The organism is Desulfocurvus vexinensis DSM 17965 (assembly GCF_000519125.1).
Lineage (GTDB): Bacteria > Desulfobacterota > Desulfovibrionia > Desulfovibrionales > Desulfovibrionaceae > Desulfocurvus > Desulfocurvus vexinensis.
In genome coordinates, this window is record NZ_JAEX01000001.1 from 79,981 (window position 1) to 105,873 (window position 25,893).

The 25,893-nt window shown below is 71.2% G+C and carries 26 protein-coding genes; 17 read left to right on the forward strand and 9 right to left on the reverse strand.

Annotated elements, in window-relative coordinates:
• Positions 1 to 63: 63 nt before the first annotated feature.
• From acpP to G495_RS0100350, 6 genes are all read right to left on the reverse strand, one after another.
• Entirely contained in the window at positions 64 to 294 is a 231-nt protein-coding gene (gene acpP / locus G495_RS0100325) for an acyl carrier protein (protein ID WP_028586166.1), read from the reverse strand.
• A gap of 59 nt (positions 295 to 353) precedes the next feature.
• Positions 354 to 1,097 carry a 3-oxoacyl-[acyl-carrier-protein] reductase gene (gene fabG / locus G495_RS0100330; protein ID WP_028586167.1) on the reverse strand — a complete coding sequence of 248 codons (744 nt, stop codon included), beginning with the start codon at positions 1,095 to 1,097 and terminating at the stop codon, positions 354 to 356.
• Positions 1,098 to 1,270: 173 nt separating this feature from the next.
• The gene (locus tag G495_RS0100335; RefSeq protein WP_028586168.1) at positions 1,271 to 2,251 is read right to left on the reverse strand and encodes a beta-ketoacyl-ACP synthase III; all 981 of its coding nucleotides are present in this window, start codon (positions 2,249 to 2,251) and stop codon (positions 1,271 to 1,273) included.
• A 100-nt stretch (positions 2,252 to 2,351) separates the two neighbouring features.
• Positions 2,352 to 3,374, reverse strand: coding sequence for a phosphate acyltransferase PlsX (gene plsX, locus G495_RS0100340; protein WP_028586169.1), 1,023 nt, complete (start codon positions 3,372 to 3,374; stop codon positions 2,352 to 2,354).
• Positions 3,364 to 3,546 carry a 50S ribosomal protein L32 gene (gene rpmF, locus G495_RS0100345; protein ID WP_028586170.1) on the reverse strand — a complete coding sequence of 61 codons (183 nt, stop codon included), beginning with the start codon at positions 3,544 to 3,546 and terminating at the stop codon, positions 3,364 to 3,366. Before rpmF ends, plsX begins: the two co-directional genes overlap by 11 nt.
• Before the next feature lie 63 nt (positions 3,547 to 3,609).
• The gene (locus G495_RS0100350; RefSeq protein ID WP_035250340.1) at positions 3,610 to 4,140 is read right to left on the reverse strand and encodes a YceD family protein; all 531 of its coding nucleotides are present in this window, start codon (positions 4,138 to 4,140) and stop codon (positions 3,610 to 3,612) included.
• A gap of 211 nt (positions 4,141 to 4,351) precedes the next feature.
• Between G495_RS0100350 and rpmB the strand changes: the two genes are divergently transcribed.
• Positions 4,352 to 4,573: a 50S ribosomal protein L28 gene (gene rpmB, locus G495_RS0100355; RefSeq protein WP_028586172.1), complete on the forward strand. Its 222-nt coding sequence runs from the start codon at positions 4,352 to 4,354 to the stop codon at positions 4,571 to 4,573.
• A 298-nt stretch (positions 4,574 to 4,871) separates the two neighbouring features.
• On the opposite strand, the gene G495_RS0100360 is transcribed toward rpmB, so the two are convergent.
• The 3 genes from G495_RS0100360 to G495_RS0100370 all read right to left on the reverse strand — a co-directional run bounded on the left by G495_RS0100360 (position 4,872) and on the right by G495_RS0100370 (position 7,333).
• Positions 4,872 to 5,534, reverse strand: a complete 663-nt coding sequence (locus G495_RS0100360) for an acetyltransferase (RefSeq protein ID WP_028586173.1) — start codon at positions 5,532 to 5,534, stop codon at positions 4,872 to 4,874.
• 30 nt (positions 5,535 to 5,564) lie between these two features.
• Positions 5,565 to 6,968, reverse strand: coding sequence for a glutamate--tRNA ligase (gltX, locus tag G495_RS0100365; protein WP_028586174.1), 1,404 nt, complete (start codon positions 6,966 to 6,968; stop codon positions 5,565 to 5,567).
• Positions 6,969 to 7,111: 143 nt separating this feature from the next.
• Positions 7,112 to 7,333 carry a NifU family protein gene (locus tag G495_RS0100370; protein ID WP_028586175.1) on the reverse strand — a complete coding sequence of 74 codons (222 nt, stop codon included), beginning with the start codon at positions 7,331 to 7,333 and terminating at the stop codon, positions 7,112 to 7,114.
• A gap of 213 nt (positions 7,334 to 7,546) precedes the next feature.
• Here G495_RS0100370 and G495_RS0100375 point away from each other — a divergent pair, with 213 nt between their 5' ends.
• The 16 genes from G495_RS0100375 to G495_RS0100450 all read left to right on the forward strand — a co-directional run bounded on the left by G495_RS0100375 (position 7,547) and on the right by G495_RS0100450 (position 25,886).
• Entirely contained in the window at positions 7,547 to 8,071 is a 525-nt protein-coding gene (locus tag G495_RS0100375) for a winged helix-turn-helix domain-containing protein (protein ID WP_028586176.1), read from the forward strand.
• On the forward strand, positions 8,068 to 9,915 hold the full coding sequence (locus tag G495_RS16790; RefSeq protein ID WP_051444907.1) for an ABC transporter ATP-binding protein: 1,848 nt from the start codon (positions 8,068 to 8,070) through the stop codon (positions 9,913 to 9,915). Before G495_RS0100375 ends, G495_RS16790 begins: the two co-directional genes overlap by 4 nt.
• Before the next feature lie 50 nt (positions 9,916 to 9,965).
• Positions 9,966 to 10,976 carry an NAD-dependent 4,6-dehydratase LegB gene (locus G495_RS0100385; protein WP_028586177.1) on the forward strand — a complete coding sequence of 337 codons (1,011 nt, stop codon included), beginning with the start codon at positions 9,966 to 9,968 and terminating at the stop codon, positions 10,974 to 10,976.
• Between the two features lie 37 nt (positions 10,977 to 11,013).
• Entirely contained in the window at positions 11,014 to 12,597 is a 1,584-nt protein-coding gene (locus G495_RS0100390; RefSeq protein ID WP_028586178.1) for a hypothetical protein, read from the forward strand.
• A complete protein-coding gene (gene neuC / locus G495_RS0100395; protein ID WP_028586179.1) occupies positions 12,590 to 13,777 on the forward strand; it encodes a UDP-N-acetylglucosamine 2-epimerase in 1,188 nt (395 codons plus the stop codon). Before G495_RS0100390 ends, neuC begins: the two co-directional genes overlap by 8 nt.
• Positions 13,770 to 14,897: an N-acetylneuraminate synthase gene (gene neuB / locus G495_RS16795; RefSeq protein WP_051444908.1), complete on the forward strand. Its 1,128-nt coding sequence runs from the start codon at positions 13,770 to 13,772 to the stop codon at positions 14,895 to 14,897. The genes neuC and neuB overlap by 8 nt, the downstream gene beginning before the upstream one ends.
• Positions 14,890 to 15,936 carry a nucleotidyltransferase family protein gene (locus G495_RS0100405; RefSeq protein ID WP_028586180.1) on the forward strand — a complete coding sequence of 349 codons (1,047 nt, stop codon included), beginning with the start codon at positions 14,890 to 14,892 and terminating at the stop codon, positions 15,934 to 15,936. Before neuB ends, G495_RS0100405 begins: the two co-directional genes overlap by 8 nt.
• Positions 15,937 to 15,987: 51 nt before the next feature.
• On the forward strand, positions 15,988 to 16,953 hold the full coding sequence (locus tag G495_RS20025) for a fumarylacetoacetate hydrolase family protein (RefSeq protein ID WP_051444909.1): 966 nt from the start codon (positions 15,988 to 15,990) through the stop codon (positions 16,951 to 16,953).
• Positions 16,950 to 17,570 carry a hypothetical protein gene (locus G495_RS21975; protein ID WP_028586181.1) on the forward strand — a complete coding sequence of 207 codons (621 nt, stop codon included), beginning with the start codon at positions 16,950 to 16,952 and terminating at the stop codon, positions 17,568 to 17,570. The genes G495_RS20025 and G495_RS21975 overlap by 4 nt, the downstream gene beginning before the upstream one ends.
• Positions 17,567 to 18,280 carry an acylneuraminate cytidylyltransferase family protein gene (locus G495_RS21980; RefSeq protein ID WP_051444910.1) on the forward strand — a complete coding sequence of 238 codons (714 nt, stop codon included), beginning with the start codon at positions 17,567 to 17,569 and terminating at the stop codon, positions 18,278 to 18,280. The genes G495_RS21975 and G495_RS21980 overlap by 4 nt, the downstream gene beginning before the upstream one ends.
• A gap of 112 nt (positions 18,281 to 18,392) precedes the next feature.
• A complete protein-coding gene (locus G495_RS0100425) occupies positions 18,393 to 19,442 on the forward strand; it encodes an N-acetylneuraminate synthase family protein (RefSeq protein ID WP_028586182.1) in 1,050 nt (349 codons plus the stop codon).
• 2 nt (positions 19,443 to 19,444) lie between these two features.
• On the forward strand, positions 19,445 to 20,254 hold the full coding sequence (locus tag G495_RS0100430) for an SDR family oxidoreductase (RefSeq protein WP_028586183.1): 810 nt from the start codon (positions 19,445 to 19,447) through the stop codon (positions 20,252 to 20,254).
• 22 nt (positions 20,255 to 20,276) lie between these two features.
• Positions 20,277 to 21,746 (forward strand): aldehyde dehydrogenase family protein, encoded by a 1,470-nt coding sequence (locus G495_RS0100435; RefSeq protein ID WP_028586184.1) that lies wholly within the window; start codon positions 20,277 to 20,279, stop codon positions 21,744 to 21,746.
• Between the two features lie 26 nt (positions 21,747 to 21,772).
• The gene (locus G495_RS22705) at positions 21,773 to 23,677 is read left to right on the forward strand and encodes a transketolase C-terminal domain-containing protein (protein ID WP_035250573.1); all 1,905 of its coding nucleotides are present in this window, start codon (positions 21,773 to 21,775) and stop codon (positions 23,675 to 23,677) included.
• Between the two features lie 14 nt (positions 23,678 to 23,691).
• Complete coding sequence (locus G495_RS0100445; RefSeq protein ID WP_028586186.1) at positions 23,692 to 25,182, forward strand: hypothetical protein; 1,491 nt, start codon at positions 23,692 to 23,694, stop codon at positions 25,180 to 25,182.
• Positions 25,179 to 25,886 carry an acylneuraminate cytidylyltransferase family protein gene (locus tag G495_RS0100450; protein ID WP_035250348.1) on the forward strand — a complete coding sequence of 236 codons (708 nt, stop codon included), beginning with the start codon at positions 25,179 to 25,181 and terminating at the stop codon, positions 25,884 to 25,886. Before G495_RS0100445 ends, G495_RS0100450 begins: the two co-directional genes overlap by 4 nt.
• Positions 25,887 to 25,893 lie beyond the last annotated feature (7 nt).

Sequence of the window (25,893 nt, forward strand, 5' to 3'; positions counted from 1 at the left end):
AGCGTCTCATGACCCTGCCCGGGCCACAAGACGCTCCGCGAAGGGCAGCGGCAGGGCGTGGCCCTACTTGTTGTTGGCGATGTAGTCGATGGCGTCCTGCACCTTGACGAGCTTCTGGGCCTCGTCGTCGTCGATCTCGATGCCGAACTCCTCTTCCATGGCCATGATCAGCTCGGTCAGGTCCAGGGAGTCGGCGCCCAGGTCCTCGACGAAGGAGGCGTCGTTGTTCACTTCGTCGGCGGAAACGCCCAGCTGGTCCACGATGATTTCTTTGACTTTGGCTTCGACGGACATGGTTCCTCCAGTCTTCAATTTTTTTGTGTGGCGGATTGTGCCCGCCGTTTGCTTCGGGTCTACATGTACATGCCGCCGGTGACCGACAGGCACTGGCCCGTCATGTACGCGGCGGCGTCGGAAACGAGGAAGGAGACGACCCCGGCGATGTCTTCGGGGCTGCCCAGGCGCTTCAGGGGGATGCGCTCGAGCATCATCTCGGTGATTTTTTCGGGCAGCTCGGCGGTCATGTCCGTGGCGATGAAGCCCGGGGCCACGGCGTTGACGGTGACCCCGCGCGGGGCCAGCTCCAGGGCGGCGGTCTTGGTCAGGCCGATGAGCCCGGCCTTGGAGGCCACGTAGTTGGCCTGGCCCGCGTTGCCCATCTGGCCGACCACCGAGGCCATGTTGACGATGCGCCCGGCGCGCTGGCGGCCCATGATCTTGGCGGCCTCGCGCAGGCAGGCGAAGGCGCCGGAGAGGTTCACGCCGAGCACGGCGTCCCAGTCCTCGTCCTTCATGCGGATGAGCAGGCCGTCGCGGGTCATGCCCGCGTTGTTGACCAGCGCGGCGAGGTGGACCTTGTCCTTGATGTGCTCGGCGAAGAAGGCGGCGATGGCCGCGCGGTCGCCCTGGTCCAGCCGGAAGGCCCGGGCGGAGCCCCCGGCGGCCTCGATCTCGGCCACGGTGCGCTCGGCCTCTTCGGGGCGGCTCACATAGGTCAGGTAGACCTGGAAGCCGTCGGCCCCCAGGTGCAGGGCGCAGGCCTTGCCGATGCCCCGCGAGCCGCCGGTAACGAGTGCTGTCTTGGGAAGATCGCTCATGGTGTGGTCTGTCCGGGCTCGGGCCCGCGTCTGGCCGCGCCCGGGGCGCGAGGGGTTGTCCGGTTCGCCTCGAAGCCGTGTTTGTAGCGTAAATCAACGGCGGGGGCAACAGGAGTCTTGGGCATGAATGTCCTGTTATTCCAGGCTTTGGCAAACATCATTGCGGGCGCAGTTTAAAATTGGAGCAGCACCGCGCCCCAGGTGAACCCGGAGCCGAAGGTCGTCAGCAGCACGCGCTGGCCGGGGCCGAAGGTGCCGTCGGCGCAGCCCTCGGCCAGGGCGATGCCCACGCTGGCGGCGGACGTGTTGCCGTAGCGCTGCACGTTGGCGAAGACCTTCTCGGCGGGCAGGTCGAGCTTCTTGCCCACGGCCTCGATGATGCGCAAATTGGCCTGATGGGCCACGAACATGTCCAGGTCGTCCACGCCCAGGCCGTGGCGGGCGAGCATGCGCTGGCACACGTCGGTCATGCTGCGCACGGCGACCTTGAAGACCTCGCGCCCGTTCATCTGGATGAAGAAGTCCTCACCCACGGGCTCGCCCAGGGTATAGGGCCGGGCCGAGCCGCCGCCCAGGATGGTCAGCAGCTCCCCGTACTGGCCGTCGGATTCCAGCAGGGCGTCGATGATCTCCACGCCGCGCCCGGATTTCTCGCCGCACACGATGGCCGCCCCGGCCCCGTCGCCGAAGAGCACGCAGGTGGTGCGGTCGGCCCAGTTGACGCGCGAGGAGAGCACCTCGGAGGCCACCACCAGCACCACGGCCCTGGGGTCCAGGGTGACCAGGGCCCGGGCGGTCTGCAGGCTGTAGAGGTAGCCGGAGCAGGCGGCGTTGAGGTCCACGGCCATGCGCCCGCGCAGGTCGAGCTTGCGGGCGATCTGGGTGGCGGTGTTGGGGCAGTAGGAGTCGGGGGTGCAGGTGGCGCACAGGATGTGCGTCACGGCGTCCGCGGTCAGCCCGGCGTCGGCCAGGGCCGCGCGGGCGGCCTGGGCGCCCAGGTCCGAGGTCAGCTCGCCCTGGCTGATGTGGCGCTGGCGGATGCCCGTGCGGGTGACGATCCACTCGTCGCTGGTGTCCACGCGCTGTTCCAGGTCGTGGTTGGTGACGGTGTGCGCGGGAACGTGGAATCCGACTCCGCAAATATATGCTGGCATTGTGGATTGTCCTGATGTTGGCGGCGTGGCGGGCCCGCCCCGGGGCGGGCGGCAGGCGCATGCCCGGCTGGCCCGTGCGGCCTGGGGCCCGCCCGTCCGGCTAGGTCCGGGTGAGGTCCCGGTTCGCCTCGAGGGCCTGGCGGATGTGCTCGTTGGCGCCGCTGGCCACGAAGCGCCCGGCCATCTTGACCGCGCTGGAAATGGCCTTGGGGCTGGAGGCGCCGTGGCAGACGATGACGATGCCCTGGAGCCCCAGAAGCGGGGCCCCGCCGTATTCGGCATAGTCCGCGAAACGGGCGAAGCGCTTGAGGCGGCCCATGGCCAGCAGGGTGCCGATGCGCCCCAGCAGGCTGCCGGTCAGCTCGCGCTTCAAGACCTTGCCCATGTTGGAGGCCAGGCCTTCGGCCAGCTTGAGGGCCACGTTGCCCACGAACCCGTCGCAGACCACCACGTCCACGTCGCCGGTGAAGATGTCGCGGCCCTCGACGTTGCCCAGGAAGCGCAGCGGGGAGGCCTTGAGCATCTCGAAGGCTTCCTTGACCTGGGTGTTGCCCTTGCCCTCCTCCTCGCCGATGGACAGGATGCCCACCCGGGGGGAGTCGTAGCGCAGCACGTCGCGCGCCAGCACGTCGCCCAGAAAGGCGAACTGGAAGAGGTGCTCGGGGCGCGAGTCCACGTTGGCGCCCACGTCCAGCAGGATCGTGGGGTTCTTCACCGTGGGCAGGATGCCCGCGAACGCGGGGCGCAACACGCCCTTGACCCTGCCGATGACGAACATCCCGCAGGCCACGGACGCGCCCGAGTTCCCGGCGCTGACCACGCCATCGGCGCGGCCCTCCTTGACCAGGCGGCAGGCCACCTGGATGGAGGAATCCTTCTTGCGCCGCAAGACGTCCGACGGCTTGTCGGACATGGCGGCAACCTCCGAGGCGTGGACGATTTCCACGTCCAGCCCGGCGGTGTCGTGGCGGGCGAGTTCCGCTTCCAGCGCGGTCTGGTCGCCCACCAGCAGCAGGCGCAGGCCCTGCTCACGAGCGGCGGCCAGGGCCCCAGGGACGTTGACCCCGGGGCCGTGGTCGCCGCCCATGGCGTCCACGGCGATGCGCGGGGTGCTATTCGCCATTGTCCACGGCGATCATCTGCTTGCCCTTGTACACGCCGCAGCTCGCGCAGACGCGGTGGGGCACGGTGGGCTCACCGCACTCGCAGTAGATCACGGTGGGCTTGGCGACGTGGTCGTGGGCACGGCGCATGCCCTTCCTGGACTTGGAGGTCTTCTTTTTGGGAACAGCCATGGTGGTTTACCTCGTTTGCTCGTATTCGGGCCCGGGGGCCCGTGCGTCCGCCCGGGGGCGGCGCTAGTTCTTGCGTCCGGTGATGGTCAGGCCGCGCAGGGCGGCCAGGCGCTGGTCCCCGCCCTCGGTCTTGCAGGCGCAGGGCTCAAGGTTCAGGTCCGCGCCGCAGGTGGCGCACAGGCCCTTGCAGCCCGGGGCGCACAGGGGCTTGCCGGGCAGGGCGAGGACGAACTGTTCCCAGAGGACGGCCCCTGCGTCAAGTTCAATTTTTCCGTCCCGCTCGCGCAGCAGGGGCTGGCCCGCGCCGTCCTCGTCGTCCAGGTCCTCGGAAACCTCGAAGTCCTGGTCGAGGGGGCTGGGGGCGGGCTGGGCGCAGCGCGCGCAGGGCAGGGTCACCTGTCCCGTGAGCTTGCCGGACATGGTCGCGCCCCGGCCATGGGGCCAGACGCGCACGACCGCCGCCAGGGGCGAGCCGAAGGCCACGTCCACGCCGAAGGCGGCGGCGGGTTCGGTCCAGATCGCCTGGTCGTCAAACGAAAACTCCCGGCCTTCCGCCGGGATGTCGGAAATGTCCAGCCAAATGCTTTTTATCATGGTGCTGTGCCTCGCGCGAGGCCCTAGGTCTATCCGAAATTGTCACGTTGTCAAGGCAAAAGCGCTTGCGTTTTCTCCGGCGAAGATATAAAGAGGCAAATTCGCTGCGGCTGAAAGGCCGATCGGGCCGGGCGGCCCCGGCGGAGCATATCCGAAATCGCGCAGCGGCGGGCCCAGAGCCACGCCGCCGGGAATAAAGGAGGACCACCCCATGAGCCATACGTGTGACATCTGCGGCAAGCGCCCCCAGGTCGGCAACAACGTCAGCCACGCCAACAACAAGACCAAGCGCCGCTTCATGCCCAACCTGCAGCACGTGCGCGTGCAGCTGGACAACGGCTCCGTGCAGCGCATGAACGTCTGCACCCGCTGCATCCGCTCCGGCGCCGTGGCCAAGCCCGTGGCCAAGGCCCCGGCCCAGGCCGCCTCCTAGCCCGCGCCAGCGTCCATACCGACGAAAAGGCCCCGCCCGGCAACCCCGGCGGGGCTTTTCGCGTTGTGCGCCGCCCGCTGCGGCGGGAAGCCTGGGGACGGTGCGCGTATCCTCCGGGTTGATGAGCCTCCGGCGGCTCAAGGGGCACGCCCCTTGAGGATCCCGCATTGGGTGGGCGCGCCGCCACGCCCACCCCGAATGGGATTCTTAAGGGCCCACGGCCCTTAAGCCGCCGGAGGCCAATCAACCCCAAGGAGCACGCACCGTCCTCAGGCTTCTCTCTCCGCGCGCCTCCGCGCTAGTAGTAGCGTTCGCCGGGCTCGCGCCCGCGCACGGCCCGCGCCGGGATGCCCAGGGCCACCACCCGCGCGGGCACGTCGCGCACGGCCACGGCGCCCGCGCCCAGCACGGCGTGTTCGCCCACGGTCACGCCGTGGATCACCGAGGCTCCGAGGCCCACATGGGCGAAGGCGCCCACGCGCGCGTTGCCGCCAAGCACCGCCCCGGGGCCCAGGCTGGCGTAGTCGTCCAGCACCCCGTCGTGGTCCAGCATGGCGCCGGTATTGACGATGCAGTGGCGCCCCACGCGCGCGTCGGGCCCGAGCACGGCTCCGGGCATGACCACGCTGCCCGGGCCGACCTCGGCGCCCCGGGCCACGCTGGCTGCCGGGTGCACCGCCGTGGCGAAGGCCAGCTCCGGGGCCAGGGTCTGGGCGCGCTCCACCACCCGGGCGCGCACGGCGTTGTCGCCCACGGCCACCAGCAGCGCGCGCACCCCGTGGGCCCGGGCCAGCTCGGCCAGGGCGGCCTCGTCGCCCAGCACCGGGCAGCCGAAGTGCACGGCCCCGGCGGGCAACCGGGCGTCGATGAGCCCCGCCACGCGCCAGCGGCCCTGGCGTTCCACGATGTCGATGACCACCTTGGCGTGGCCCGACGCGCCGATGATGAAGATGGCGTCCACGCGGCCTCCGGGGTTGCGGGGGGTGCGGGGCTAGGCCCCGGCCAGGGCTGCGGCCCGGCGCAGGCGGCGCACGGTGGACTCGCGGCCCAGCACGAGCATCATCTCGAACAGCCCGGGCGAGAACGTGCGGCCCGACAGGGCCACGCGCACCGGCTGGGCCACGGCCTTGAACTTCAGACCCTGGCCGTCCAGCCAGGTCTTGAAGCTCTCTTCCAGGGGCTCGGGCTCGAACACCGGGGCCTCTTCCACCAGCCGCGCGGCGGCCTCCAGCAGCGGCGCGCTTTCGGGCGTGACGAACTTGGCCAGGGCCTCGGCGTCGTGCTCCAGGGCCTGGTCGGGCGCGAAGAAGAAGGCCATGCCCTCGGCCATTTCGCGCAGCGTCTTGGCCCGGGGCTGGTAGAGCGGCACCGCCGCCGCCAGCCGCGCGGGGTCGGGGTCGGCCACACCCAGCTCGGCCAGGAAGCGCGGCAGCAGCCCGGCCAGGCGCGCGGGGTCGGCTTCCTTGATGTAATGGGCGCTCACGGCTTCGAGCTTGGCCATGTCGAACATGGCCGGGGAGGTGCCCAGGCCTTTTTCGGAGAACAGCTCGATCATCTCCTGGCGGGTGAACAGCTCCTGGTCGCCGTGGCCCCAGCCCAGGCGCAGCAGGTAGTTGACCACGGCCTCGGGCAGGAAGCCCATGGCCTCGTATTCCATGACGCTCATGGCGCCGTGGCGCTTGGAGAGCTTCTTGCGGTCGGGCCCGAAGATCATGGGCAGGTGCCCGAAGGCGGGCACAGGCAGGCCCAGGGCCAGGTACAGGGCGATCTGCTTGGGCGTGTTGGAGAGGTGGTCCTCGCCGCGGATGATGTGCGTCACGCCCATTTCGGCGTCGTCCACCACCACGGCCAGGTTGTACATGGGCGAGCCGTTACCCCGGCGGATGACGAAGTCGTCCACCATCTCCTCGAAGTCCATTTCCATGGGGCCCTTGACCATGTCGGCCCAGGCGCACAGGCCCTCGGGCGCGCGGAAGCGGACCACCCGGCCCGGGCCGGGGCCCAGGTTCCTGTTGCGGCAGCTGCCGTCGTACTTGGGCTTTTTGCCTGCGGCCTTGGCGGTTTCGCGCATGGCGTCCACGGCCTCGGGGGTGCAGTCGCAGTAGTAGGCGTGGCCCGAGGCGATGAGCCGCTCGATGTACTGGTTGTACAGCTCGGTGCGGTCGCTTTGCAGGTAGGGCCCGTGGTCCCAGTTCAGGCCGAGCCAGGTCATGCCGTCCACGATGGCCTGGGTCATTTCGGGGGTGGAGCGGGCCTGGTCGGTGTCCTCGATGCGCAGGACGAACTCGCCGCCCCGGCCCCGGGCGAAGAGCCAGTTGAACAGCGCGGTGCGCGCGCCACCGATGTGCAGAAAGCCCGTGGGGCTGGGGGGGAACCTGGTGACCACCTTGCTCATAGACGTCTCCGGATGCAGGTGTGGCGCGGGTCGCCGGGCTTTTGACCGCCGGGGCGAAAAGGCGTAGCCGCCGCTTTCGCTCCGGGCGCGGCCCGGGGCGCGCTCATTATCATACAAAGAAAAGCGGGAACGGACGGCGGGGGCTAGGCGGCCTCCACGCGCACGGCCTCGGGAACTTCCTTGAGCACCACGCGCTCCACGCCCAGGCGCAGGGTCTGGCCCGCCATGGGGCAGCCCTTGCAGGCGCCGGTCAGCCGCACGCGGACCACGCCCTCGGGCGTGACCTCCACCAGCTCCACGTCGCCGCCATCGGCGCGCAGGGCGGGGCGGACCTTGGCCAGGGCCTGTTCGACTCTTTCGCGCATGGCGCGGACCTCCGTAGCGTGTTGACCGGGCTGTATCCGCTCCCGGGGGGCATGTCAAACACGGTGCGGGGCCCGGGCCCGGGGTGCGGGGCACGGCGAGCGGACGGCCCGCGCGGGCCGGGGCGCTGCCCCCGCAGGGCCCGGGCGCCGCAAATCGATTTCGATCGGTTTTTCTTGACAACATCGTTTCCGCAGGCGTAATTCCCGGATACCATGCTCACCGAGCTGTTCACCTCCAAGACGCGCGTCAAGCTGCTGCTCAAGCTGTTCCTGAACCCCAGCGTTTCGTGCTATCTGCGCGAGCTGGCCAAGGAGTTCGCCGTGGCGCCCTCGGCCATCAAGGAGGAACTGGACAGCCTGACCAGCGCCGGATACCTGGAGCGCGAGCAGCAGGGCCGCAGCGTCTACTACGCGGCCAACACCAGGCACCCGTTTTTTCCGGAAATCCATTCCATCGTGCGCAAGACCCTGGGCATCGACCGCATCGTGGACCAGATCCTGACCAAGGTCGGGCAGTTCGAGGCCGTGTACCTGCTGGACGACTACGCCGAGGGCCGCGACTCGGGCATCATCGACGTGCTGGTGGTGGGCGATGTGGACAGGGTCCGGCTGGAGCAGCTCTGCGCCGTGGCCGAAACGAAGATCAATCGGAAAATCAGAACAATGGTCGTCGGGCCCCGGGAGTTCGAGGCCAGCAAAGACGTGTACATGCGCAGGCCGCATTGGAAGGTCGTGTGAACGAAAAGACGGTTTCCAGTCAGCAGGGGCACGCGCAGGCGCCGCCCCGGCTGCGCATCTTCGGGTTGACCGGGCCGCGCGTGGCCCTGTTTTTCGGGCTCTCCGCCCTGGCGGCCCTGCTGGAGGGCTTTGGCATCGCCATGTTCCTGCCGGTGCTGGAGTTCGTGGAGAAGGGCCGCGACCTGGAGGCCCTGGCCGCGCAGTCGTGGATGTGGGCCTGGCTCGTCGAGGCCTTCCGCCGCATGGACATGGAGGTGACGCTCACCGCGCTGCTGGTGGCGGCTGTGGGCATGATGCTGCTGCGCACGGGGGCCATGTACGCGCGCCAGGTCTACACCGCCTGGCTGGGCCAGACCGTTCTGCACACCGCGCGCTCCCGGCTGTTCGCCGCCTGCATGGCCCTGGACTATGGCCGCTTCACGCTGCTGTCCAGCGGCACGATCATCAACCTGCTGACCACCGAGGCCCAGCGCGCGGCGGTCAGCTACTCCACGCTGTTCCAGATGATCTCCAACGGCGTGGTGGTGCTGGGCTTTTTCGGCGTGCTGCTGTGGCTGTCCGTGCCGCTGACCCTGCTGGCTGCGGCCTGCCTGGGCGTTTCGGCGGTGGTGGTGGCCTTTTTCGTGCGCCATACGCGCGACTACAGCTACCGGACCACCGACGCCAACGCCGCGTATTCGCGCATGGTGCTCGAACGCCTGGGCGGCTTCCGGCTCATCAAGCTCACCGCCACGGCGGACCGCGAGGCGGCCAGCGCGCGCCGGGCCTCGGGCCGGGTGCGCGGCCTGCTCTACCGCCTGGCGCAGATCAACGCCAGCGTGGAGCTGATCATGGAGGTCCTGGCGCTGCTGGTGGGCGGCATCATCCTGTCCGTGGCCGTGGGCGTGCTGGGCATGGGGCTGGCCGAGGTCGGGCTGTTCGTGCTCATCCTGCTGCGCCTGCTGCCCCTGACCAAGGAGGTCATGAAGTCGCGCCAGTCCTTCCAGGCTTCTGCCGGCAGCCGGGCGACGGTCGTCGAGGGATTCACGGCCTTCGCGGCGCAGCAGGAGCCGGGCGGGGGCGGGCGGCCCTTTGCGCACCTGCGCCAGGGCATCCGTTTCGAGGGCGTGACCTTCGCCTACGACAACGCCGCCCGGCCCGCCCTGCGCGACGTGACCCTGGACATCCCCGCAGGCAGGGTCACGGCCCTGGTGGGCCGCTCCGGCGCGGGCAAGACCTCCCTGGCCGACCTGGTCATCCGCCTGCGCGTGCCCGGGCAGGGCCGCGTGCTCTACGACGGGGTGGACGGCGCGGAATTCGACCTGACCTCGCTGCGCAAGAGCATGGCCTACGTGTCGCAGGACGCTGCCATCCTGGACGATTCCGTGGCCGAGAACCTGCGCTTCGCCAACCCCGAGGCCAGCCCGGAGCAGCTCTGGGAGGCCCTGGAGCGGGCCCAGGCGGCGGCCTTCGTGCGCGCCCTGCCCGAGGGCCTGGACACCCGGCTGGGCGAGCGCGGGGTCCTGCTCTCCGGCGGGCAGAAGCAGCGCCTGGCCCTGGCGCGCGTGTTCCTCCAGCAGACCAGCGTGCTCATCCTCGACGAGCCCACCAGCGCCCTGGACTCCGAGACCGAGCGCGACATCCAGAAGGTGCTGGCCGAGCTGCGCGCCGAGGGCAGCGTCACCGTGCTGATCATCGCCCACCGCCTGTCCACCATCCGCGACGCGGACCTGATCGTGGTCATGAAGGACGGGGGCGTTGTGGAACAGGGGCACCACGCGGGTCTGCTGGCCCAGGGCGGCTGGTACGCGCGCATGTGCGCCATGCAGAACGGGGACGGCGAGTCCCCGGAGTCGCTGGACTGACCGGGCGCGCGGCGCCCTGGCCGCCCGCCGGGCGGCACAAGGAGGCAACCATGGACCTTCGCGGCAAAAAGATTCTCGTCACCGGCGCCGACGGCTTCATCGGCTCGCACCTCACCGAGGAGCTGGTGCGCCAGGGCCACGACGTGCGGGCCTTCGTGCTCTACAATTCCTTCAATTCCTGGGGCTGGCTGGACCACAGCGAACCCGGGGTGCGCAAGAGCCTGGACGTGTTCGCCGGGGACGTGCGCGATCCGAACGGCGTGCGCACGGCCATGCGCGGCTGCGACGTGGTCTTCCACCTGGCGGCGCTCATCGCCATCCCCTATTCCTACCATTCGCCGGACACCTACGTGGACACCAACGTCAAGGGCACGCTGAACGTCGTGCAGGCCGCGCGCGATCTGGGCGTTGCGCGCGTGGTGCATACCTCCACCAGCGAGGTCTACGGCACGGCGCGCTATGTGCCCATCGACGAGGAGCACCCCCTGCAGGGCCAGAGCCCCTACTCGGCGTCCAAGATCGGCGCCGACCAGATCGCCCTGTCCTTCCACCGCTCCTTCGACACGCCGGTGACGGTGGCCCGGCCCTTCAACACCTACGGCCCGCGCCAGAGCGCGCGCGCGGTGATCCCCACGGTCATCACCCAGATCCGCGCGGGCGCGCGCACCCTCAAGCTGGGCTCGCTGCACCCCACGCGCGACTTCAACTACGTCGCGGACACCGTGGGCGGCTTCCTGGCCCTGGCCGGGGCCGACGCCGCCGTGGGCCAGGTGGTCAACGTGGGCAGCGCCTTCGAGGTCTCCATCGGCGACACCGTGCGGCTCATCGCCGAGGTCATGGGCGCGCAGGTGGAGGTCAGCACCGACGACCAGCGCGTGCGCCCGGAAAAGAGCGAGGTCGAGCGCCTGTTCGCCAGCAACGACAAGGTGCGCGCCCTCACGGGCTGGAGCCCGGAGTTCGCCGGGCTGGACGGCTTCCGGCGTGGCCTGGAGCGCACCGCCCGCTGGTTCGCCGACCCGGAGAACCTCCGGCTGTACAAGGCCGACATCTACAACATCTAGGCGCGCCCGGCGGGTTCCCCCGGGCACGACGGAGCCTATGCAGTACATTCCCAAGGCAATCGCGGCGGACGCCGGAGGCGTCAAGACCATCGGCCTGGAACGCTGGCGCGAGGATTTCCTCTGGCCGGTGACCAACGAGCAGGTCCTGACCTTCGCGCGCTTTTTCCTGGACCAGTGGGCTGGCGCCTACGAGGGACTGCGCGGCAAGGACCGCGACCTGCTCCTGGCCAGCATCGGCACCTGCGTGTGGTTCTTCGACCACGCCCTGGCCGGGGGCGTGCGCCACTATTGCCGCGAGCGGGGCATCGCCCTGGAATATTCCACCCTGGCCCGGGAGATCTACGAGCCGGATTTCGCCGTCCTGGCCGCGAAGCCGCGCGAATCCATGCGCACGCTCACGGCGGGCCGGACCAGGAACGTCCTGCGCGCCGCAGCCAAGAACGTGGCCTTCAACCGCGGCGCGGGCGCGGCCACCATCGTGCGCAGCGTGCTGGGCTGGACGGACACCTGGGGCCTGGGCAGCGCCACGGGCTTCAAGCGCGACTACATCCGCCAGCGCGGGCTGTGCTGCCACCACCTGTACCTCTCCGAGCTGTTCCCCACGCTGCCGCCCCGGGGCGCGGTGTCCGGCGATCTGCGCGAGGCGGCGTACGCGGTGCTGCGCGCCATGGCCGACCACGCCCACGCCGTGTGGGGCGGCAGCGTGGATGTGGACGCGGCCCTGGGCTGCTGGGTAGGGACCCTGGAACTGCTCTCGGGGGTCTACGACACGGTGCGGGCCATGCGCCGCCTGCCCCGGACCATCCTGCTCAGCGAGGTCGGCCAGCCCCTGCACCGGGCCATCGTGCTGGCCGCGCGCCGCCGGGGCACGCGGGTGGTGGGCTTCGCCCACGGCACCCCGGTGGGCAACCTGCTGGAGCTGTTCGACTCCTACGTGGAGTTCGCCCAGTGCGACGAGTTCGTCTGCCCCACCCGGGCCATGAGCGAGAACTTCGCCAAAGTGCACGCCATGTCGCCCCTGGGCAGGCTCTGCCCCGTGACCTTCGACGCCGTGGGCACCGACAGGTACCAGAAACTCAGCGCCGACTACCGCTCCAGGCCGCCCATCCGCCGCGTGCGCTCGGCCATGGTCATGGGCTACCCCCTCAAGGCCTTCCTGGGGCCGTTCATCGTCGAGGCCAACTTCTTCTCCTACCAGCTCGAGGTGCAGCTGCACCTGCTCGACCAGCTGCGGGAGTTCGACGGCGAGGTGATCTACAAGATGCACCCGGACACCGAGGGCGAGTCCGAGGGCATCTTCGAGGGCCGCTGCCAGCGGATCGTGCGCACGCCCTTCGAGCAGTCCGCCGACGAGGCCGAGGCCTACATCTTCACCCACATCGGCACCTCGACCTTCGGGCGCGCGGTCTGCTCCAACCGCCCGGTGATCCTGTTGCAGATCGAGGGCAACACCTGGAACCCCGACGTGCTGCCCCTTTTGTCCCGCCGCTGTACCCTGATCCCGGCCCGCTTCGACGAGCGCGGGCGCATCCGCTACGACGAGCGGATGCTCATGGACGCCCTGACCCGCGAGCAGCCCGACATCGACTACGGCTACGTGGAGCGGTATTTCCATGTCTAGGGCCGGACGCCGCACCATCTGCGTGGTCACGGGCTCGCGGGCCGATTACGGCTACCTGCGCCCGCTCATGCGCCTGGCAGCCGCCGACCCCGGCTGCCTGCTGCAGGTGGTGGTCACGGGGATGCACCTGTGGCCCGCGTTCGGTGACACCTGGCGCGAGATCGAGGCCGACGGGTTCGGCATCGACCAGCGGGTGGCGCTGCCCTTCACGGGCACCGGAGCCCTGGACGTGGCAGGCTGCGTGGGCGCCGCCGTGCCGCTCTTGGCCGCCGCGTTCCAGCGGCTGGAGCCGGATTTCGTGGTCCTGCTGGGCGACCGCTACGAGACCTTCGCCGCCGCCCTGGGCGCGCTGTTCGCGCGCGTGCCCGTGGCGCATCTGGCCGGGGGTGACGTGACCGAGGGCGCCTTCGACGAGGCCCTGCGCCACGGCATCACCAAGATGGCCCACCTGCATTTCACCACCAACGAGCGGTCCTCGCGCCGTGTGGTCCAGCTCGGCGAAGACCCGGCGCGGGTCTTCACCGTGGGCGCCACCAGCCTGGACGACCTGTTGCGGGAGCCGCCCATGCCCCGCGCGGAGCTGGAGCGCGAACTGGGCTTCACCTTCCTTGCCCGCAACGTGCTGGTGACCTATCATCCGGTAACCCTGGACCCGACGCCCCCGGCCACGCAGTGCGCCGAGCTGCTGGGCGCCCTGGACGACCTGGGGGCGGGCAAGGAGCTGGGGGTGGTGTGTACGGCGCCCAACGCCGACACCGGCGGGCTGGACATCCTGGCCCTGCTGGAGCGGTGGGCCGCCGGGCGCCCGGGCATCCTGGTGCGCAAGTCGCTGGGGATGCGCCGCTACTTCGGCGCGCTGGCGGCGGTGGACGCCGTGGTGGGCAATTCGTCCAGCGGCATCTACGAGGCGCCGTCGTTCAAGGTGCCCACGGTGGACATCGGCGCCCGTCAGCGCGGGCGGATGCGGGCGGCCTCGGTGCTGCACTGCGCCCCCGGGCGGGCGGCCATCGCGGACGCCGTGGGCCGGGCCCTGGCCCTGGACTGCTCGCAGGTGGTCAACCCCTACGGCGACGGCCAGGCCAGCGGGCGCATCCTGGCGGCCCTCAAGGCCGAGCCGGACCCGCAGGCCCTGCTCATGAAACGTTTCTTCGACCTGCCCGGGGAGGGCGGCCATGTCTGAACCGCGCGTCTTCATCATCGCCGAGGCCGGGGTGAACCACAACGGCTCGCCGGACATGGCCCTGGAGCTGGTGGACGCCGCCGCCCGGGCCGGAGCCGACGCCGTGAAGTTCCAGGCCTTCCGCGCCGAGAGCCTCGTGTCGCGCGACGCGCCCAAGGCCGCGTACCAGAGCCGGGCCACCGGCGGGGGCCAGGGGCAGTTCGAAATGCTCAAGGCCCTGGAGCTGGGCCGCGAGGCCTTCGCTGCCCTGGCCGCGCGCTGCGCCGAGCGCGGTATCGAGTTCATGTCCACGGCCTTCGACCGCGAGAGCCTGGCCCTGCTGCTGGAGGTGGGCATCGGCAGGATCAAGGTGCCCTCGGGGGACGTGACCGACGCGCCCATGCTGCTCGGCGCGGCCCGCACCGGGCTGCCGGTGATCCTGTCCACGGGCATGTGCACCCTGGGCGACGTGCGCGCCGCCCTGGGCGTGCTGGCCTTCGGGATGCTCGGGGCCGGGGAGCCCTGCGCGGCGGCCTTTGGCCGGGCCCTGGACGCCCCCGGCGCCCGGGAGCTCCTGCGCAGCCGCGTGACCCTGCTGCACTGCACCACGGAGTACCCCGCGCCCCTGGACGAGGTGAACCTGCTGGCCATGGACACCCTGGCCCGGGAATTCGGCCTGCCCGTGGGCTACTCCGACCACACCCGGGGCATCACCGTGCCCGTTGCTGCTGCCGCCCGGGGCGCGGTGGTGCTCGAGAAGCATTTCACCCTGGACCGGACCCTGCCCGGGCCGGACCACGCCGCCAGCCTGGAGCCGGACGAACTGGCGGCCATGGTGCGCGCCGTGCGCGAGGTGGAGCTGGCCCTGGGCTCGGCGGACAAGCGCCCGGCGCCCAGCGAGCTGCCCAACCTGGCCGTGGCGCGCAAGAGCCTGGTGGCGGCCCGGCCCGTGGCCCGGGGCGAGCTGTTCACCCCGGACAATCTGGCCGTGAAGCGGCCCGGGGGCGGCATTTCGCCGCTGTGCTATTTCGACCTGCTGGGCCAGCCCGCCGCGCGCGACTACGCGCCCGACGAGCCCCTGGACCAGCCGACCCCCTGCGGGGGCGCAACACCCAAAACGGACGGGCAGGATCATGGTTGATTGGCGCAAGGCTGCCGTGGCCCCGGGAACCCCCATCCGGGAACTGCTCGCGGCCATCGACGCGAGCAGCTGCCAGATCGGGCTGGTGGTGGACCAGGACGACCACCTGCTGGGCACCGTCACCGACGGCGACATCCGCCGGGGCCTGCTGCAGGGCGTGGAGCTCGCCGAGCCGGTGGAGCGCGTGCTCAACCGCACCCCGGTGACGGCCCAGGCCGGGCCCGGCCCCGCCGAGCTGCTGCAGATCATGCGCGAGAAGCGCGTGCGCCAGCTGCCCGTGCTGGACGGCCAGGGCCGGGTGGTCGCCCTGGAGCTGCTGCGTGAGGTGCTCGAGCCCGAGAGCCGCGACAACGTGGTGGTGCTCATGGCCGGGGGCCTGGGCACGCGCCTGCGGCCGCTCACGGAAACCTGCCCCAAGCCCATGCTCGACGTGGGCGGCAGGCCGATCCTGGAAACCATCCTGGTCAACTTCCGCACCGCGGGGTTCCGGCGCTTCTGCATCTCGGTCAACTACATGGCCGAGGCCATCGAGAAGCATTTCGGCGACGGCTCGGCCTTCGGGGTGCACATCGACTACCTGCGCGAGACCACGCGCCTGGGCACCGCAGGCGGGCTGTCCCTGCTGCCCGAGCGGCCCGCCGAGAGCTTTTTTGTCATGAACGCCGATCTGCTCACGCGGGTGGACTTCCAGCGCCTGCTGCAATTCCATGGCGAGCACGGCGCCGCCGCGACCATGTGCATCCGCGAGTATTCCCTCCAGATTCCCTACGGCGTGGTCCGGTGCGACGGGCACCGCATCCTGGGCATGGAGGAGAAGCCGCTGCACACGTTCTTCGTCAATGCGGGCATCTACGTGCTGGACCCCTCCGCCCTGGACCTGGTGGAGCCCGGGGTCTACCTGGACATGCCCACGCTGCTGGAGCGCCTGCGCGCGCAGGAGCGGCTGGTGGCGGCCTTTCCCATCTTTGAATACTGGCTGGACATCGGGCATATGAACGACTACCAGCGCGCGCGGCAGGACTGTTCGCTTTTCGGATAGCGCCCATGGCGCAGGCGGCGCCCGGCCCGGCCGGAGCGCGCGGAGACGACGATGAAGGTTGCATTGCGCGAGGTGGCGGGCAGGGCCAGGATCTGTCTGGCCCGGGGCGACGCCTGGCTGGACGCCCTGGCCTGTGGCCGGGCTCTGGGCCTGGCGGAGCGCGCCCCCCGGGAAGTGGCCCGCGAGGACGGGCCGTGGACGGACAACCTGCTGGCCGTGGACGGCCTGTGGGCCTACCTGGGCGAGATGGACGCGGCCCTGGCCTCCGCCGGGCCCCCGCCCGGGGCGCAGGTGCCTGCGGACGCGCCCTTCCTGCCGCCGCTGCCCGCGGCGCCGCTGATCTTTGGCCTGGCGGGCAACAACCCCATGGTCTGGCGCAAGACCGCGGCCCCGGTGCCCACCTATCCCGTGGGTTACACCCGGCCCTGGGCCAGCCTGTCCGGCCACGGGCAGACCGTGACCCTCGGGCCGGAGGTGACGAGCTTCCGCTGCGCGGTGGAGCTGGGCGTGGTCATCGGGCGGCGGGCCCGCAACGTGAGCCGCGAGCGGGCCATGGAGCACGTGGCTGCCTACACCGTGGTCAACGACATGATCGGCAACCAGTGGAAGGACTTCGCCCGGGAGCGCAACCCCGCCGGGGAGCCGAGCTTCATGGAGCTGCTGGTGACCAGCTACTACGGGCGCGGCAGCGATGGCTTCTGCCCCATGGGGCCCGCCCTGGTCAGCCGCGAGGAGGTCGCCGACCCCTACGGGCTGCTCATGTGGACCCGCGTCAACGGCCAGGTGCGGGACCGCAGCCACACCAACGCCATGGTCGTGGGTATCGACACGGCCATCGCCTACCTCTCGGCCCTGTTCACCCTGGAGCCGGGCAGCGTGATCCACATGGGCACCATGGGCATCGACGGAGTGACCCTGGCTGCGGACCAGCCCCTGGGGCCCGCCGACCACGTGGAGCTGGAGATCGAGGGCCTGGGCGCGCTGCGCACGCATTTCAACGACCTGAGGCGCCCATGAGAACCCTGTGGCTGAACATCAACGGCACCGAGGCCGAGCGGCAACGCCAGGGCATCGCGGCCCTGGACTACCCGCTGTGTTTCAACCTGCCCCGGCCCGCCTGGCGCGAGGGCGGCGGACCCATCGCCCTGAACGCGGGGGTCGCGCGCTTCGCCCTGTGCCTGGACGTGCTGGTGGAGCTGGACGCGCCGCTACGGGGCCGTCCGGCCACCCCGGCGGACGTGCGCGCCTGTCGGGTCTGCGCCGGGCTGGAGGACACCGGGCTGGCCGACGCCCTGGTGGCGCCCTCGGTGCGCGACCTGGGCGTGGCGCAGTACTACGCGCGCTTCGGGCAGCACGCCAACCTGGTGGGCCCGCCCCTGCCGCCCGCAGCCGCCCTGGCCCCGGAGGCCCTGGGGCTCACGGCGCAGTGCGACGGGCAGCCCCAGGCGGTGTCCACCGCCGTGCGCCTGGGTGCGCTGGACGTGCTGTCCTTCCTGGGCACTTTCACGACCCTGCACCCGGGAGACCTGGTGTCCCTGGGCACGCTCTGGCGCCGGGAGTTCCCCGCCCGGGGCGCGGTGGCGCTGGACGCAAGCTGGCCCGGGGGCAGCCTGGCCGTGCGGGTGGAGCCGTGACGGGCCTGCGTCTGGCGCTCATCCCGGCGCGCGCGGGATCCCGGCGGCTGCCGGGCAAGAACATGCTGCCCCTGGGCGGCAAGCCCCTGACGGCCTGGACCATCGAGGCCGTGCTGGCCTCGGGGGCCTTCGATACGGTGGTGGTTTCCTCCGACGACCCCGCCGTGCTGGAGCTGGCGCGCGGCTACGCGGGCGTCCGGGCCATGGAGCGCCCGGCGGAGTTGGCCTCGGACCAGGCCACCACCTCCCAGGTGCTGACCCAGGTGCTGGACGCCCTGGGGGCCCGGGCGGGGCTGTGCGGCCTGTTTTTGCCCACGGCGCCCCTGCGCGGCGCCGGGCATATCCGCGAGGCCGTGGCCCTGCTGGCCCCGGGGGTGGACGCCGTGGTGGCCGTGACGGCCTTCCCCGCGCCGGTGGCCTTCGGCGTGGAGCTGCGCGGCGGCCTGCTGGACATCCCTGAGGGCTCCCCCCTGCGCCAGGGCCGGACCCGCAGCCAGCAGCACCCGACCCTCTACCGCCCGAACGGGGCCCTGTACCTGTCGCGCATCGAGGCCTGGCGGCGCTGGGGCGGGTTCTACGGCGGGGCGGTGGCCGGGTACGTCATGGACAAATGCGCCTCGGTGGACGTGGACGAAGAGGACGATTATCTCATGGCCAGGGCGCTGTTCGCCCTGGGGGCCGCCGGGGCGCCGGGCCGGGCCGGGGGCTGAGGCCCGTCCGGCCGCCCGCGTGGCGGCAGACGACGATCCGCCCTTCCGGATGTTCCGGAGGGCTTCACCAACTTCGGGGGCCTGCGCGGCTTCCCGGCAAGGAGTGCAAGGCATGCGCGAAATCATTCTCGATGGCGTCCGCGTGGCCGACGATACGGATGCCTACGTCATCGCCGAGATCGGCCACAATCACCAGGGCGACCTGCGTATCGCCAAGGAGATGTTCACCACCGCCAAGGAGTGCGGCGCCAACGCCGTGAAGCTCCAGAAGCGGCACAACAAATCGCTGTTCACCCGGCAGCTTTACGACGCCCCCTACACGGGCGAGAACAGCTACGGCCCGACCTACGGCCAGCACCGCGAGGCCCTGGAGTTCAACACCGACCAGTACCGCGAATTGCAGGCCCACGCCCGGGATCTGGGGCTGGCCATGTTCAGCACGGCTTTCGATTTCGAGAGTGCGGACTTCCTGGCCAAGCTGGACATGCCCATGTACAAGATCGCCTCGGCGGACCTGAACAACACGCCGCTGCTGAGGCACATCGCCGCCATCGGCAAGCCCATGATCCTGAGCACCGGCGGCGGCACCCTGGCCGACGTGCGCCGCGCCGTGGACGCCATCATGCCCATCAACCCCCAGCTCGTGATCCTGCAGTGCACCGCCTGCTACCCGGTGGAGAACTACGAGGACATGAACATCGCGGTGGTGGACACCTTCCGCAGGGAGTTCCCGGACAACGTCATCGGCCTGTCGGACCACGAGAGCGGCATCGCCATGGCTCTGGTGGCCTTCACCCTGGGCGGGCGCGTGGTGGAGAAGCACTTCACCCTGAACCGCGCCTGGCGCGGCACGGACCACGCCTTCTCCCTGGCGCCCACCGGCCTGCGGCGGCTGGTGCGCAACCTGCGCCGAGCCCGCGTGGCCCTGGGCGATGGCGTCAAGCGCCGCCTACCCAGCGAGGAGCGGCCCCTGTACAAGATGTCCAAGAAGCTGGTGGCCGCCCGCGACCTGCCCGCCGGGCATGTGCTCACGCGCCAGGACGTGGCCATCAAGTCCCCTGGCGACGGTTTGGCGCCCTACGAGCTGGACGCCGTGCTGGGCCGCGCCCTGGCCCAGCCCCTGGCCGAGGACGCCAACATCACCTTCGAGGGCCTGAAGTAGCCATGCGCAAGGACGTGTTCGATATCGCGGGGCGCGTGGTGGCCATCACCGGCGGCCTGGGCCAGCTCGGCAGGCAGTACGCCGCCGAACTGCTGGCCCGGGGCGCGCGGGTGGCCCTGCTCGACCTGCCCGCCGCGCCCGGGGCCGTGCTGGAGGCCCTGGGCGGCGGGCCGGACCTGATGTACCACAGCCTGGACGTGACGCGCCGCGACGCGGTGCAGGCCGCCCTGGACGCCGTGGCCGCGCGCTGGGGCGTGCCCCACGCCGTGATCAACAACGCGGCCCTGGACTCGCCCCCCGGGGCCCCCGCGGGGGAGAACGGCCCCTTCGAGACCTACCCCGAGCAGTCGTGGACCAAGGTCATGGACGTCAACGCCAAGGGCGTGTTCCTGGTCTGCCAGGTCTTCGGCGGGGCCATGGCCGAGGCGGGCCGGGGCTCCATCGTCAACGTCTGCTCGACCTACGGGCTGGTGTCGCCGGACCAGAGCCTCTACGAGTACCGCCGCAGGCGGGGCGAAACCTTCTTCAAGCCCGTGGCCTACGCGGCGTCCAAGTCGGCGCTGCTCAACCTGACGCGCTACGTGGCGACGTACTACGCGCCGCGCGGCGTGCGGGCCAACCTCATCTCCCCCGGCGGGGTGTTCAACGGGCAGGACGAGGAATTCCTGGCCGGGTACCACGCCCGGGTGCCCCTGGGCCGCATGGCCCGCGAGGACGAGTACAACGGGGCCATCGTGTTTCTCGTCAGCGACGCATCGTCGTACATGACGGGCGCGAACCTCGTCATCGACGGCGGCTGGACCGCGTGGTAACCCGCAACCCGAGGGAAGTCTCTTGACCAGACCGATGCCCGAAACCGTGCCCAACATCGTGGCCGGGCAGGATTGCCCGGCGGCCAGCGGCCAGACCCTGGACAAGCTCGACCCGGCCAGCGGCGAGGTGCTCTGCCGGGCCGCCCGCTCGGGCGCGCCCGACGTGGACGCCGCCGTGGCCGCCGCCCGGCGGGCCCAGGCCGCCTGGGCCGCCACCCCCGCCGTGCAGCGCGGGATGCTGCTGCACGAGGTGGTGCTGGGGATGCGCAGGCGCAGCGCCGAGCTCGCCGCCGTGGTCGCCCGCGAAACGGGCAAGTCACCCCGCGACGCCCAGGGCGAGACCGGCGGCGCCATCGCCTGCGGGCTGTTCTACGCCGGAGAGGGCCAGCGCCTGTTCGGGCGCACCTGCCAGAGCGGCGTGCCCGGCAAATACGCCATGACCGTGCGCCAGCCCGTGGGCGTGGCTGGGCTGATCATCGCCGCCAATACCCCGGTGGCCAACGTGGCCTGGAAGGTCTTCCCGGCCCTGGTCTGCGGCAACACGGCGGTGCTCAAGGCCCCGGAGGACACCCCGGGCACGGCCTGGCTCGTGGGCGACATCGCCCGCGAGGCCGGGCTGCCCGACGGCGTTTTGAACATCGTCCAGGGCTACGGCCCCGAGGCGGGCCAGCCCCTGGTGGAGCACCCGGACGTGGGCGTGGTCAGCTTCACGGGCTCCACGGCGGTGGGGCGGATGATCGCCGGCAAGTGCGCCCAGCGCCTGGCGCGCGTCTCCCTGGAGCTGGGCGGCAAGAATCCGCTGCTGGTCTGCGACGACGCGGACCTGGACAACGCCGTGCGCTGGGTGCTGGCCTCGGCCTTCAGCAACGCGGGGCAGCGCTGCGCCTCGGCCAGCCGGATCATCATTTTCGACGCGGTGTACGACCGCTTCCGGGCCATGCTGCTGGAGGCCACGGCGCGCCTCACCGTGGGCCCCACGGACGACGACTACTACGGCCCGGTGATCAACGCCCGCCAGTTGGAGAACATGCTGGCGGCCATCGCCCGGGCCGAGGCCCAGGGCGCGCGGGTGCTCACCGGGGGCCAGCGGCTGACGGGCCCGGCCCACGCCCGGGGCTTCTACCTGGCGCCCACGCTCATCGAGGGCGCGGACCCGGGCGCGGAGATCTCGCAAAAGGAGCTTTTCGGGCCCATCGCCTGCCTGTATCGCGCGGCGGGCTTCGAGCAGGCCCTGGCCCTGGCCAACGCCTCGGACTACGGGCTGACCGCCTGCATCCACACCCGCAACTTCAGCCGCGCCACCGAGTTCACCCGGCGCGTGGAGGCCGGGGTGGCCGTGGTCAACGCGGGGACGTTCGGCAGCGAGCCGCATATGCCCTTCGGCGGGGTCAAGCAGTCGGGCAACGGCTCGCGCGAGCCGGGCACCGAAGCCCTGGACGTGTACTGCGAACTCAAGGACATCTACGTCAACACCGACCAGGCCGACCTGTAGGCCGGACGCATCACCGGATGGAAGCCATGACCATGCTGCATTATGTGCCCAAGGACGAATTCGGGCGCCTGCGGGCCCTGGAGTGCCCGGCCCCGGAGCGCGCGGCCCTGTTCGCCGACGCCTGCCGCCTGAACACCCTGTACATGATCGCCCGGGCCGGGTCCGGGCATATCGGGTCGAGCTTCAGCAGCCTGGACATCGTGTCCTGGCTCTACCTGGAGGAACTGCGCCCCGGCGACACCTACTTCTCCTCCAAGGGCCACGACGCCCCGGGCTTCTACGCCGTGCTCACGGCCCTGGGCATCGTGGAGTTCGACAAGATCCACGCCCTGCGCCGCCTGGACGGGCTGCCGGGCCACCCCGACGTCCACGTGCCGGGCATGGCCACCAACACCGGCTCGCTGGGCATGGGCGTGTCCAAGGCCAAGGGCATGGCCCGCGCTGCGCGCCTGGCGGGCCGCGACGAGCGCCTCTATGTGCTCACCGGCGACGGCGAGCTGCAGGAGGGCCAGTTCTGGGAATCCCTGCCCCAGGCCGTGAACCACGGGCTGGCCGAGATCACCGTCATCGTGGACCACAACCGCATCCAGTCGGACATCTGGGTCGCCCAGACCAGCGACCTGGGCGACCTGCAGGCCAAGTTCGCGGCCTTCGGCTGGCATGTGCAGCGCGTGGACGGCCACGACGGCGCGGCCCTGGGTGCGGCCCTGGCCGCCGCCCGGGCCGAGACCGCGCGCCCCAGCGTCATCGTGGCCGACACGGTCAAGGGCCGGGGCGTGTCGTTCATGAACCACGCCGTGCCCGCCGCCGACCGCAGCCTGTACCGTTTCCACAGCGGCGCCCCCAGCCGCGAGCACTACGAGGCCGCCGTGGCGGAGCTGCGCGCGCGCATCGACGCGGCCCTGGCGGCCCTGGGCGCGGCGCCCCTGGCCCTGGTGGCCGAGGCCGAGCCCCGGCGCAGCGTGCCCGCCGCCCCGCAGCGGCTGGTGCCCGCCTATGCCCAGGCCCTGGTGGCCCTGGCCGACCGCCGCGAGGACGTGGTGGCCCTGGACGCGGACCTCAAGCTCGACTGCGGGCTGATCCCTTTCGAGGAGCGCCACCCCGGGCGGTTCATCGAGTGCGGCATCGCCGAGCAGGACATGGTCTCCCAGGCGGGCGGGCTGGCCCTGCGCGGCAGGCTGCCCGTGGTCCATTCCTTCGCCTGCTTCCTCACGCCCCGGGCCAACGAGCAGATTTTCAACAACGCCACCGAGCAGACCCACGTCATCTACTGCGGGTTCCTGGCCGGGCTGCTGCCCGCCGGGCCGGGCCATTCCCACCAGAGCGTGCGTGACATCGCCGCCCTGGGGGCCATCCCGGGGCTGGTCATGGCCCAGCCCGCCGACGAGGCCGAGGTGGGCCTGCTGCTGGACTACCTCGCCGACGAGCTGGACGGCCCCTGCTACCTGCGCATGGTCAACATCCCCTGCGACGTGCCCTACGCGCTGCCCGAGGGCTACGCGCCCGCGCGCGGCCGGGGCTGCCTGCTGCGCCAGGGCCAGGACGCGCTCATCGTGGCCTACGGCCCGGTGATGCTTGCCCAGGCCTGCAAGGCGGCGGAGCTGTTGGAGGCGCAGCACGGCGTGCGCGTGGCCGTGGCCAACCTGCCCTGGCTGAACGAGGTGGACGCCGCCTGGCTGGCCGGGGCCCTGGAAGGCTGCCGGGTGCTGGTGACGGTGGACGACCACAGCGCCCAGGGCGGCCAGGGCGAGATGCTCGCCGCAGCCCTGGCGCGCACCGGGCTGGCCCGGCGCGTGGGCTGGGTCGGGCTGGGGGTGGAGGGCATCTCCGCCTGCGGCTGGAACGACGAGATCCTGGCCCACCACGGGCTGGACGCCGCGAGCATCGCCGCGCGGGTCCGGGCGGCCCTGGGCCATGGCGGCCAGGGCTGAGGCGTGGGCCGCGCATGAAGATACTGTACTTCCACAGCACCATCTGGAGCGGCTTTTTCGCCTCGCTCCTGGGGGCCTATGCGGGGCAGCGCGGGGCGCGCACGGCCATCGTCTGCCCCCGGCGCTTCCGCCAGCCCTACGCGGCGAACTTCGCCGCCGGGGCCGAGCACGTGGACGCCCCCGACACAGATGCGCCCCAGGACTGGGAGCGCGACCCCGGCGAGGTCGCGCGGGTGGCGGCCCTGGTGGCCGAGTGCGAGCGGGCCTCGGGCCGGGCCCTGGGGCGTTTCCTGCTGGCCTGCGAGCGCGACATCGGCGCGGGCTATTCCCTGGGCGCCTTCTACTGGCCCGCCCTGGAGCCGCGCGCCAGCTGCCTGGCCGACACCGCGCTGCCGGGGCGCATCGCCCTGCGGGTGTTCCGCTTCGTGGAGCAGCTCTTCGAGCGCTTCCAGCCCGACCTGGTGCTGGCCCGCGCCTTCAACGCGCCCCTGGAGTTCGTGGCCCGGATGCTGGCCGTGCGCGCCGGGGTGCCCATGCTGTGCTGCCAGTTCTCCAAGGCCATCGGCAAGCGCGCCTTCTGGACCGACGACTACCTGATGTACAACACCCCGGGGCGGGAGCTGTTCGCGCAGTACACCGCCCAGGGCCGCCCGGCGTCGGACTTCGCCGCCGGGTTCCTGGACGAGTTCCGCACCCGGCCCCGCACCGTGGACTACATCGCCGCCAACTGGGCCCGCACCAGCGACTGGGCCACGGAGCACCGCAAGTTCCTGGCCCTGGCCAAGGCCGGGGTCCTGCACCGGCTGGGCGGGGGCCAGGGCAAGGCGCCCATGGCCGTGCTGCCCAAAGTTTGCGAGTATTACCGGGTCCTGCTGGCCCAGCGCTGGCACGCCGGGCGCTTCGCCACCTTCGGCGAGGACGCCCTGGCGGCCATGCCCTACGTGTACTACCCGCTGCACAAGGAGCCGGAGCTGATGCTCAACTACAAGGCTCCGCTGTGGCACGACCAGTTGCACGCCATCCGCTTCCTGTCGTCCATGCTGCCCTCGGGGCTGCGCCTGCTGGTGCGCGAGCACCGCTTCAACTGGGGGCGGCGTACCGGAGCCTTCCTGGACGCCCTGGCGGCCATCCCCAACGTGACGCTGGTCCACCCCCTGGACCCGCAGTTCAAGTACATCCGCCACGCCGAACTGGTGGTCACCGACAACGGCTCCACGGGCTGGGAGGGGCTGCTGCTGGGGCGGCGCGTGCTGGCCCTTGAGCCCTGTTTCTACGACGTTTTGCCCGGGCTGCACCGCGCGCCCGACCCGCGGGAGCTGGACCGCGTGATCCTGGACGCCCTGGCCGCCCCGGCTGTGCGCGACGCCGACGGGCACGACCAGGCCCTGGGCCGCTTCCTGGACGCCGAGCGGGCGACCACCCTGGACATCGAGGCCATGCACGGGGACGTTACCCCGACCATGGCGCGCATCGACGAACTTCTTTCCCTGCGGAGGGCATCATGACGCAACCCGCTGCCGCACCCCGGGTGCTGGGGGTCATTCCGGCCCGGGGCGGCTCCAAGCGGCTGCCGCGCAAGAACGTCAAATCCCTGTGCGGCAAGCCCCTGCTGGCCTGGACCATCGAGGCCGCCGCCCGCGCGGGCAGCCTGACCGACTGGCTGGTGACCACCGAGGACAGCGAGATCCTCGCCGTGGCCCGGCAGTACGGCGCGCCCACGCCCTTCGTGCGGCCCCCGGAGCTGGCCGGAGACAAGGTGCGCAACATCGACACCGTGCGCCACGCCATGGAGTTCATGGAGCAGGCCACGGGCCGCCCCTACGACATCCTGGTCCTGCTCCAGCCCACCTGCCCGGTGCGCGACCCCGCGCACATCGAGGAGGCCGTCTCCCGGCTGTGGGCCTCGGGCCTGGACTCCGCCGCCAGCGTCAAGGGGCCGTACAAGAAGCGCGACCCGATCCTCAAGGCCATCCGGGGCGGGGCGCTGGAAGACTACTGCCCCGTGCCCGACCGCGCCGACCCCGAGGCCTTCTACCTTTACAACGCGGCGCTCTACGCCGTGCGGCGCCAGTGGTTCGTGGAGCATTCGAGCTTCATCTCGCCGCGCCAGGTGCCCGTGATCATGGACCAGTTCCATTCCATCGACATCGACACCATGGCCGACTTCCTGGTGGCGCAGGCCTACCTGCAGCACCTGGGCCGGGCCTGAAAGGAGT

What these genes read in the sequence shown, in the direction of transcription:
- gltX (WP_028586174.1), bottom strand. Translation starts at nt 6,968, where the DNA reads ATGAGCAAGGTGGTCACCAGGTTCCCCCCCAGCCCCACGGGCTTTCTG.
- neuC (WP_028586179.1), top strand. Translation starts at nt 12,590, where the DNA reads ATGTCTAGGGCCGGACGCCGCACCATCTGCGTGGTCACGGGCTCGCGG.
- G495_RS22705 (WP_035250573.1), top strand. Translation starts at nt 21,773, where the DNA reads ATGACCATGCTGCATTATGTGCCCAAGGACGAATTCGGGCGCCTGCGG.
- G495_RS0100335 (WP_028586168.1), bottom strand. Translation starts at nt 2,251, where the DNA reads ATGCCAGCATATATTTGCGGAGTCGGATTCCACGTTCCCGCGCACACC.
- G495_RS0100405 (WP_028586180.1), top strand. Translation starts at nt 14,890, where the DNA reads ATGGTTGATTGGCGCAAGGCTGCCGTGGCCCCGGGAACCCCCATCCGG.
- G495_RS0100445 (WP_028586186.1), top strand. Translation starts at nt 23,692, where the DNA reads ATGAAGATACTGTACTTCCACAGCACCATCTGGAGCGGCTTTTTCGCC.
- plsX (WP_028586169.1), bottom strand. Translation starts at nt 3,374, where the DNA reads ATGGCGAATAGCACCCCGCGCATCGCCGTGGACGCCATGGGCGGCGAC.
- acpP (WP_028586166.1), bottom strand. Translation starts at nt 294, where the DNA reads ATGTCCGTCGAAGCCAAAGTCAAAGAAATCATCGTGGACCAGCTGGGC.
- neuB (WP_051444908.1), top strand. Translation starts at nt 13,770, where the DNA reads ATGTCTGAACCGCGCGTCTTCATCATCGCCGAGGCCGGGGTGAACCAC.
- G495_RS0100425 (WP_028586182.1), top strand. Translation starts at nt 18,393, where the DNA reads ATGCGCGAAATCATTCTCGATGGCGTCCGCGTGGCCGACGATACGGAT.
- G495_RS20025 (WP_051444909.1), top strand. Translation starts at nt 15,988, where the DNA reads ATGAAGGTTGCATTGCGCGAGGTGGCGGGCAGGGCCAGGATCTGTCTG.
- G495_RS0100390 (WP_028586178.1), top strand. Translation starts at nt 11,014, where the DNA reads ATGCAGTACATTCCCAAGGCAATCGCGGCGGACGCCGGAGGCGTCAAG.
- G495_RS0100375 (WP_028586176.1), top strand. Translation starts at nt 7,547, where the DNA reads ATGCTCACCGAGCTGTTCACCTCCAAGACGCGCGTCAAGCTGCTGCTC.
- G495_RS0100370 (WP_028586175.1), bottom strand. Translation starts at nt 7,333, where the DNA reads ATGCGCGAAAGAGTCGAACAGGCCCTGGCCAAGGTCCGCCCCGCCCTG.
- rpmB (WP_028586172.1), top strand. Translation starts at nt 4,352, where the DNA reads ATGAGCCATACGTGTGACATCTGCGGCAAGCGCCCCCAGGTCGGCAAC.
- G495_RS0100430 (WP_028586183.1), top strand. Translation starts at nt 19,445, where the DNA reads ATGCGCAAGGACGTGTTCGATATCGCGGGGCGCGTGGTGGCCATCACC.
- G495_RS0100350 (WP_035250340.1), bottom strand. Translation starts at nt 4,140, where the DNA reads ATGATAAAAAGCATTTGGCTGGACATTTCCGACATCCCGGCGGAAGGC.
- G495_RS21975 (WP_028586181.1), top strand. Translation starts at nt 16,950, where the DNA reads ATGAGAACCCTGTGGCTGAACATCAACGGCACCGAGGCCGAGCGGCAA.
- fabG (WP_028586167.1), bottom strand. Translation starts at nt 1,097, where the DNA reads ATGAGCGATCTTCCCAAGACAGCACTCGTTACCGGCGGCTCGCGGGGC.
- G495_RS0100385 (WP_028586177.1), top strand. Translation starts at nt 9,966, where the DNA reads ATGGACCTTCGCGGCAAAAAGATTCTCGTCACCGGCGCCGACGGCTTC.
- G495_RS0100450 (WP_035250348.1), top strand. Translation starts at nt 25,179, where the DNA reads ATGACGCAACCCGCTGCCGCACCCCGGGTGCTGGGGGTCATTCCGGCC.
- rpmF (WP_028586170.1), bottom strand. Translation starts at nt 3,546, where the DNA reads ATGGCTGTTCCCAAAAAGAAGACCTCCAAGTCCAGGAAGGGCATGCGC.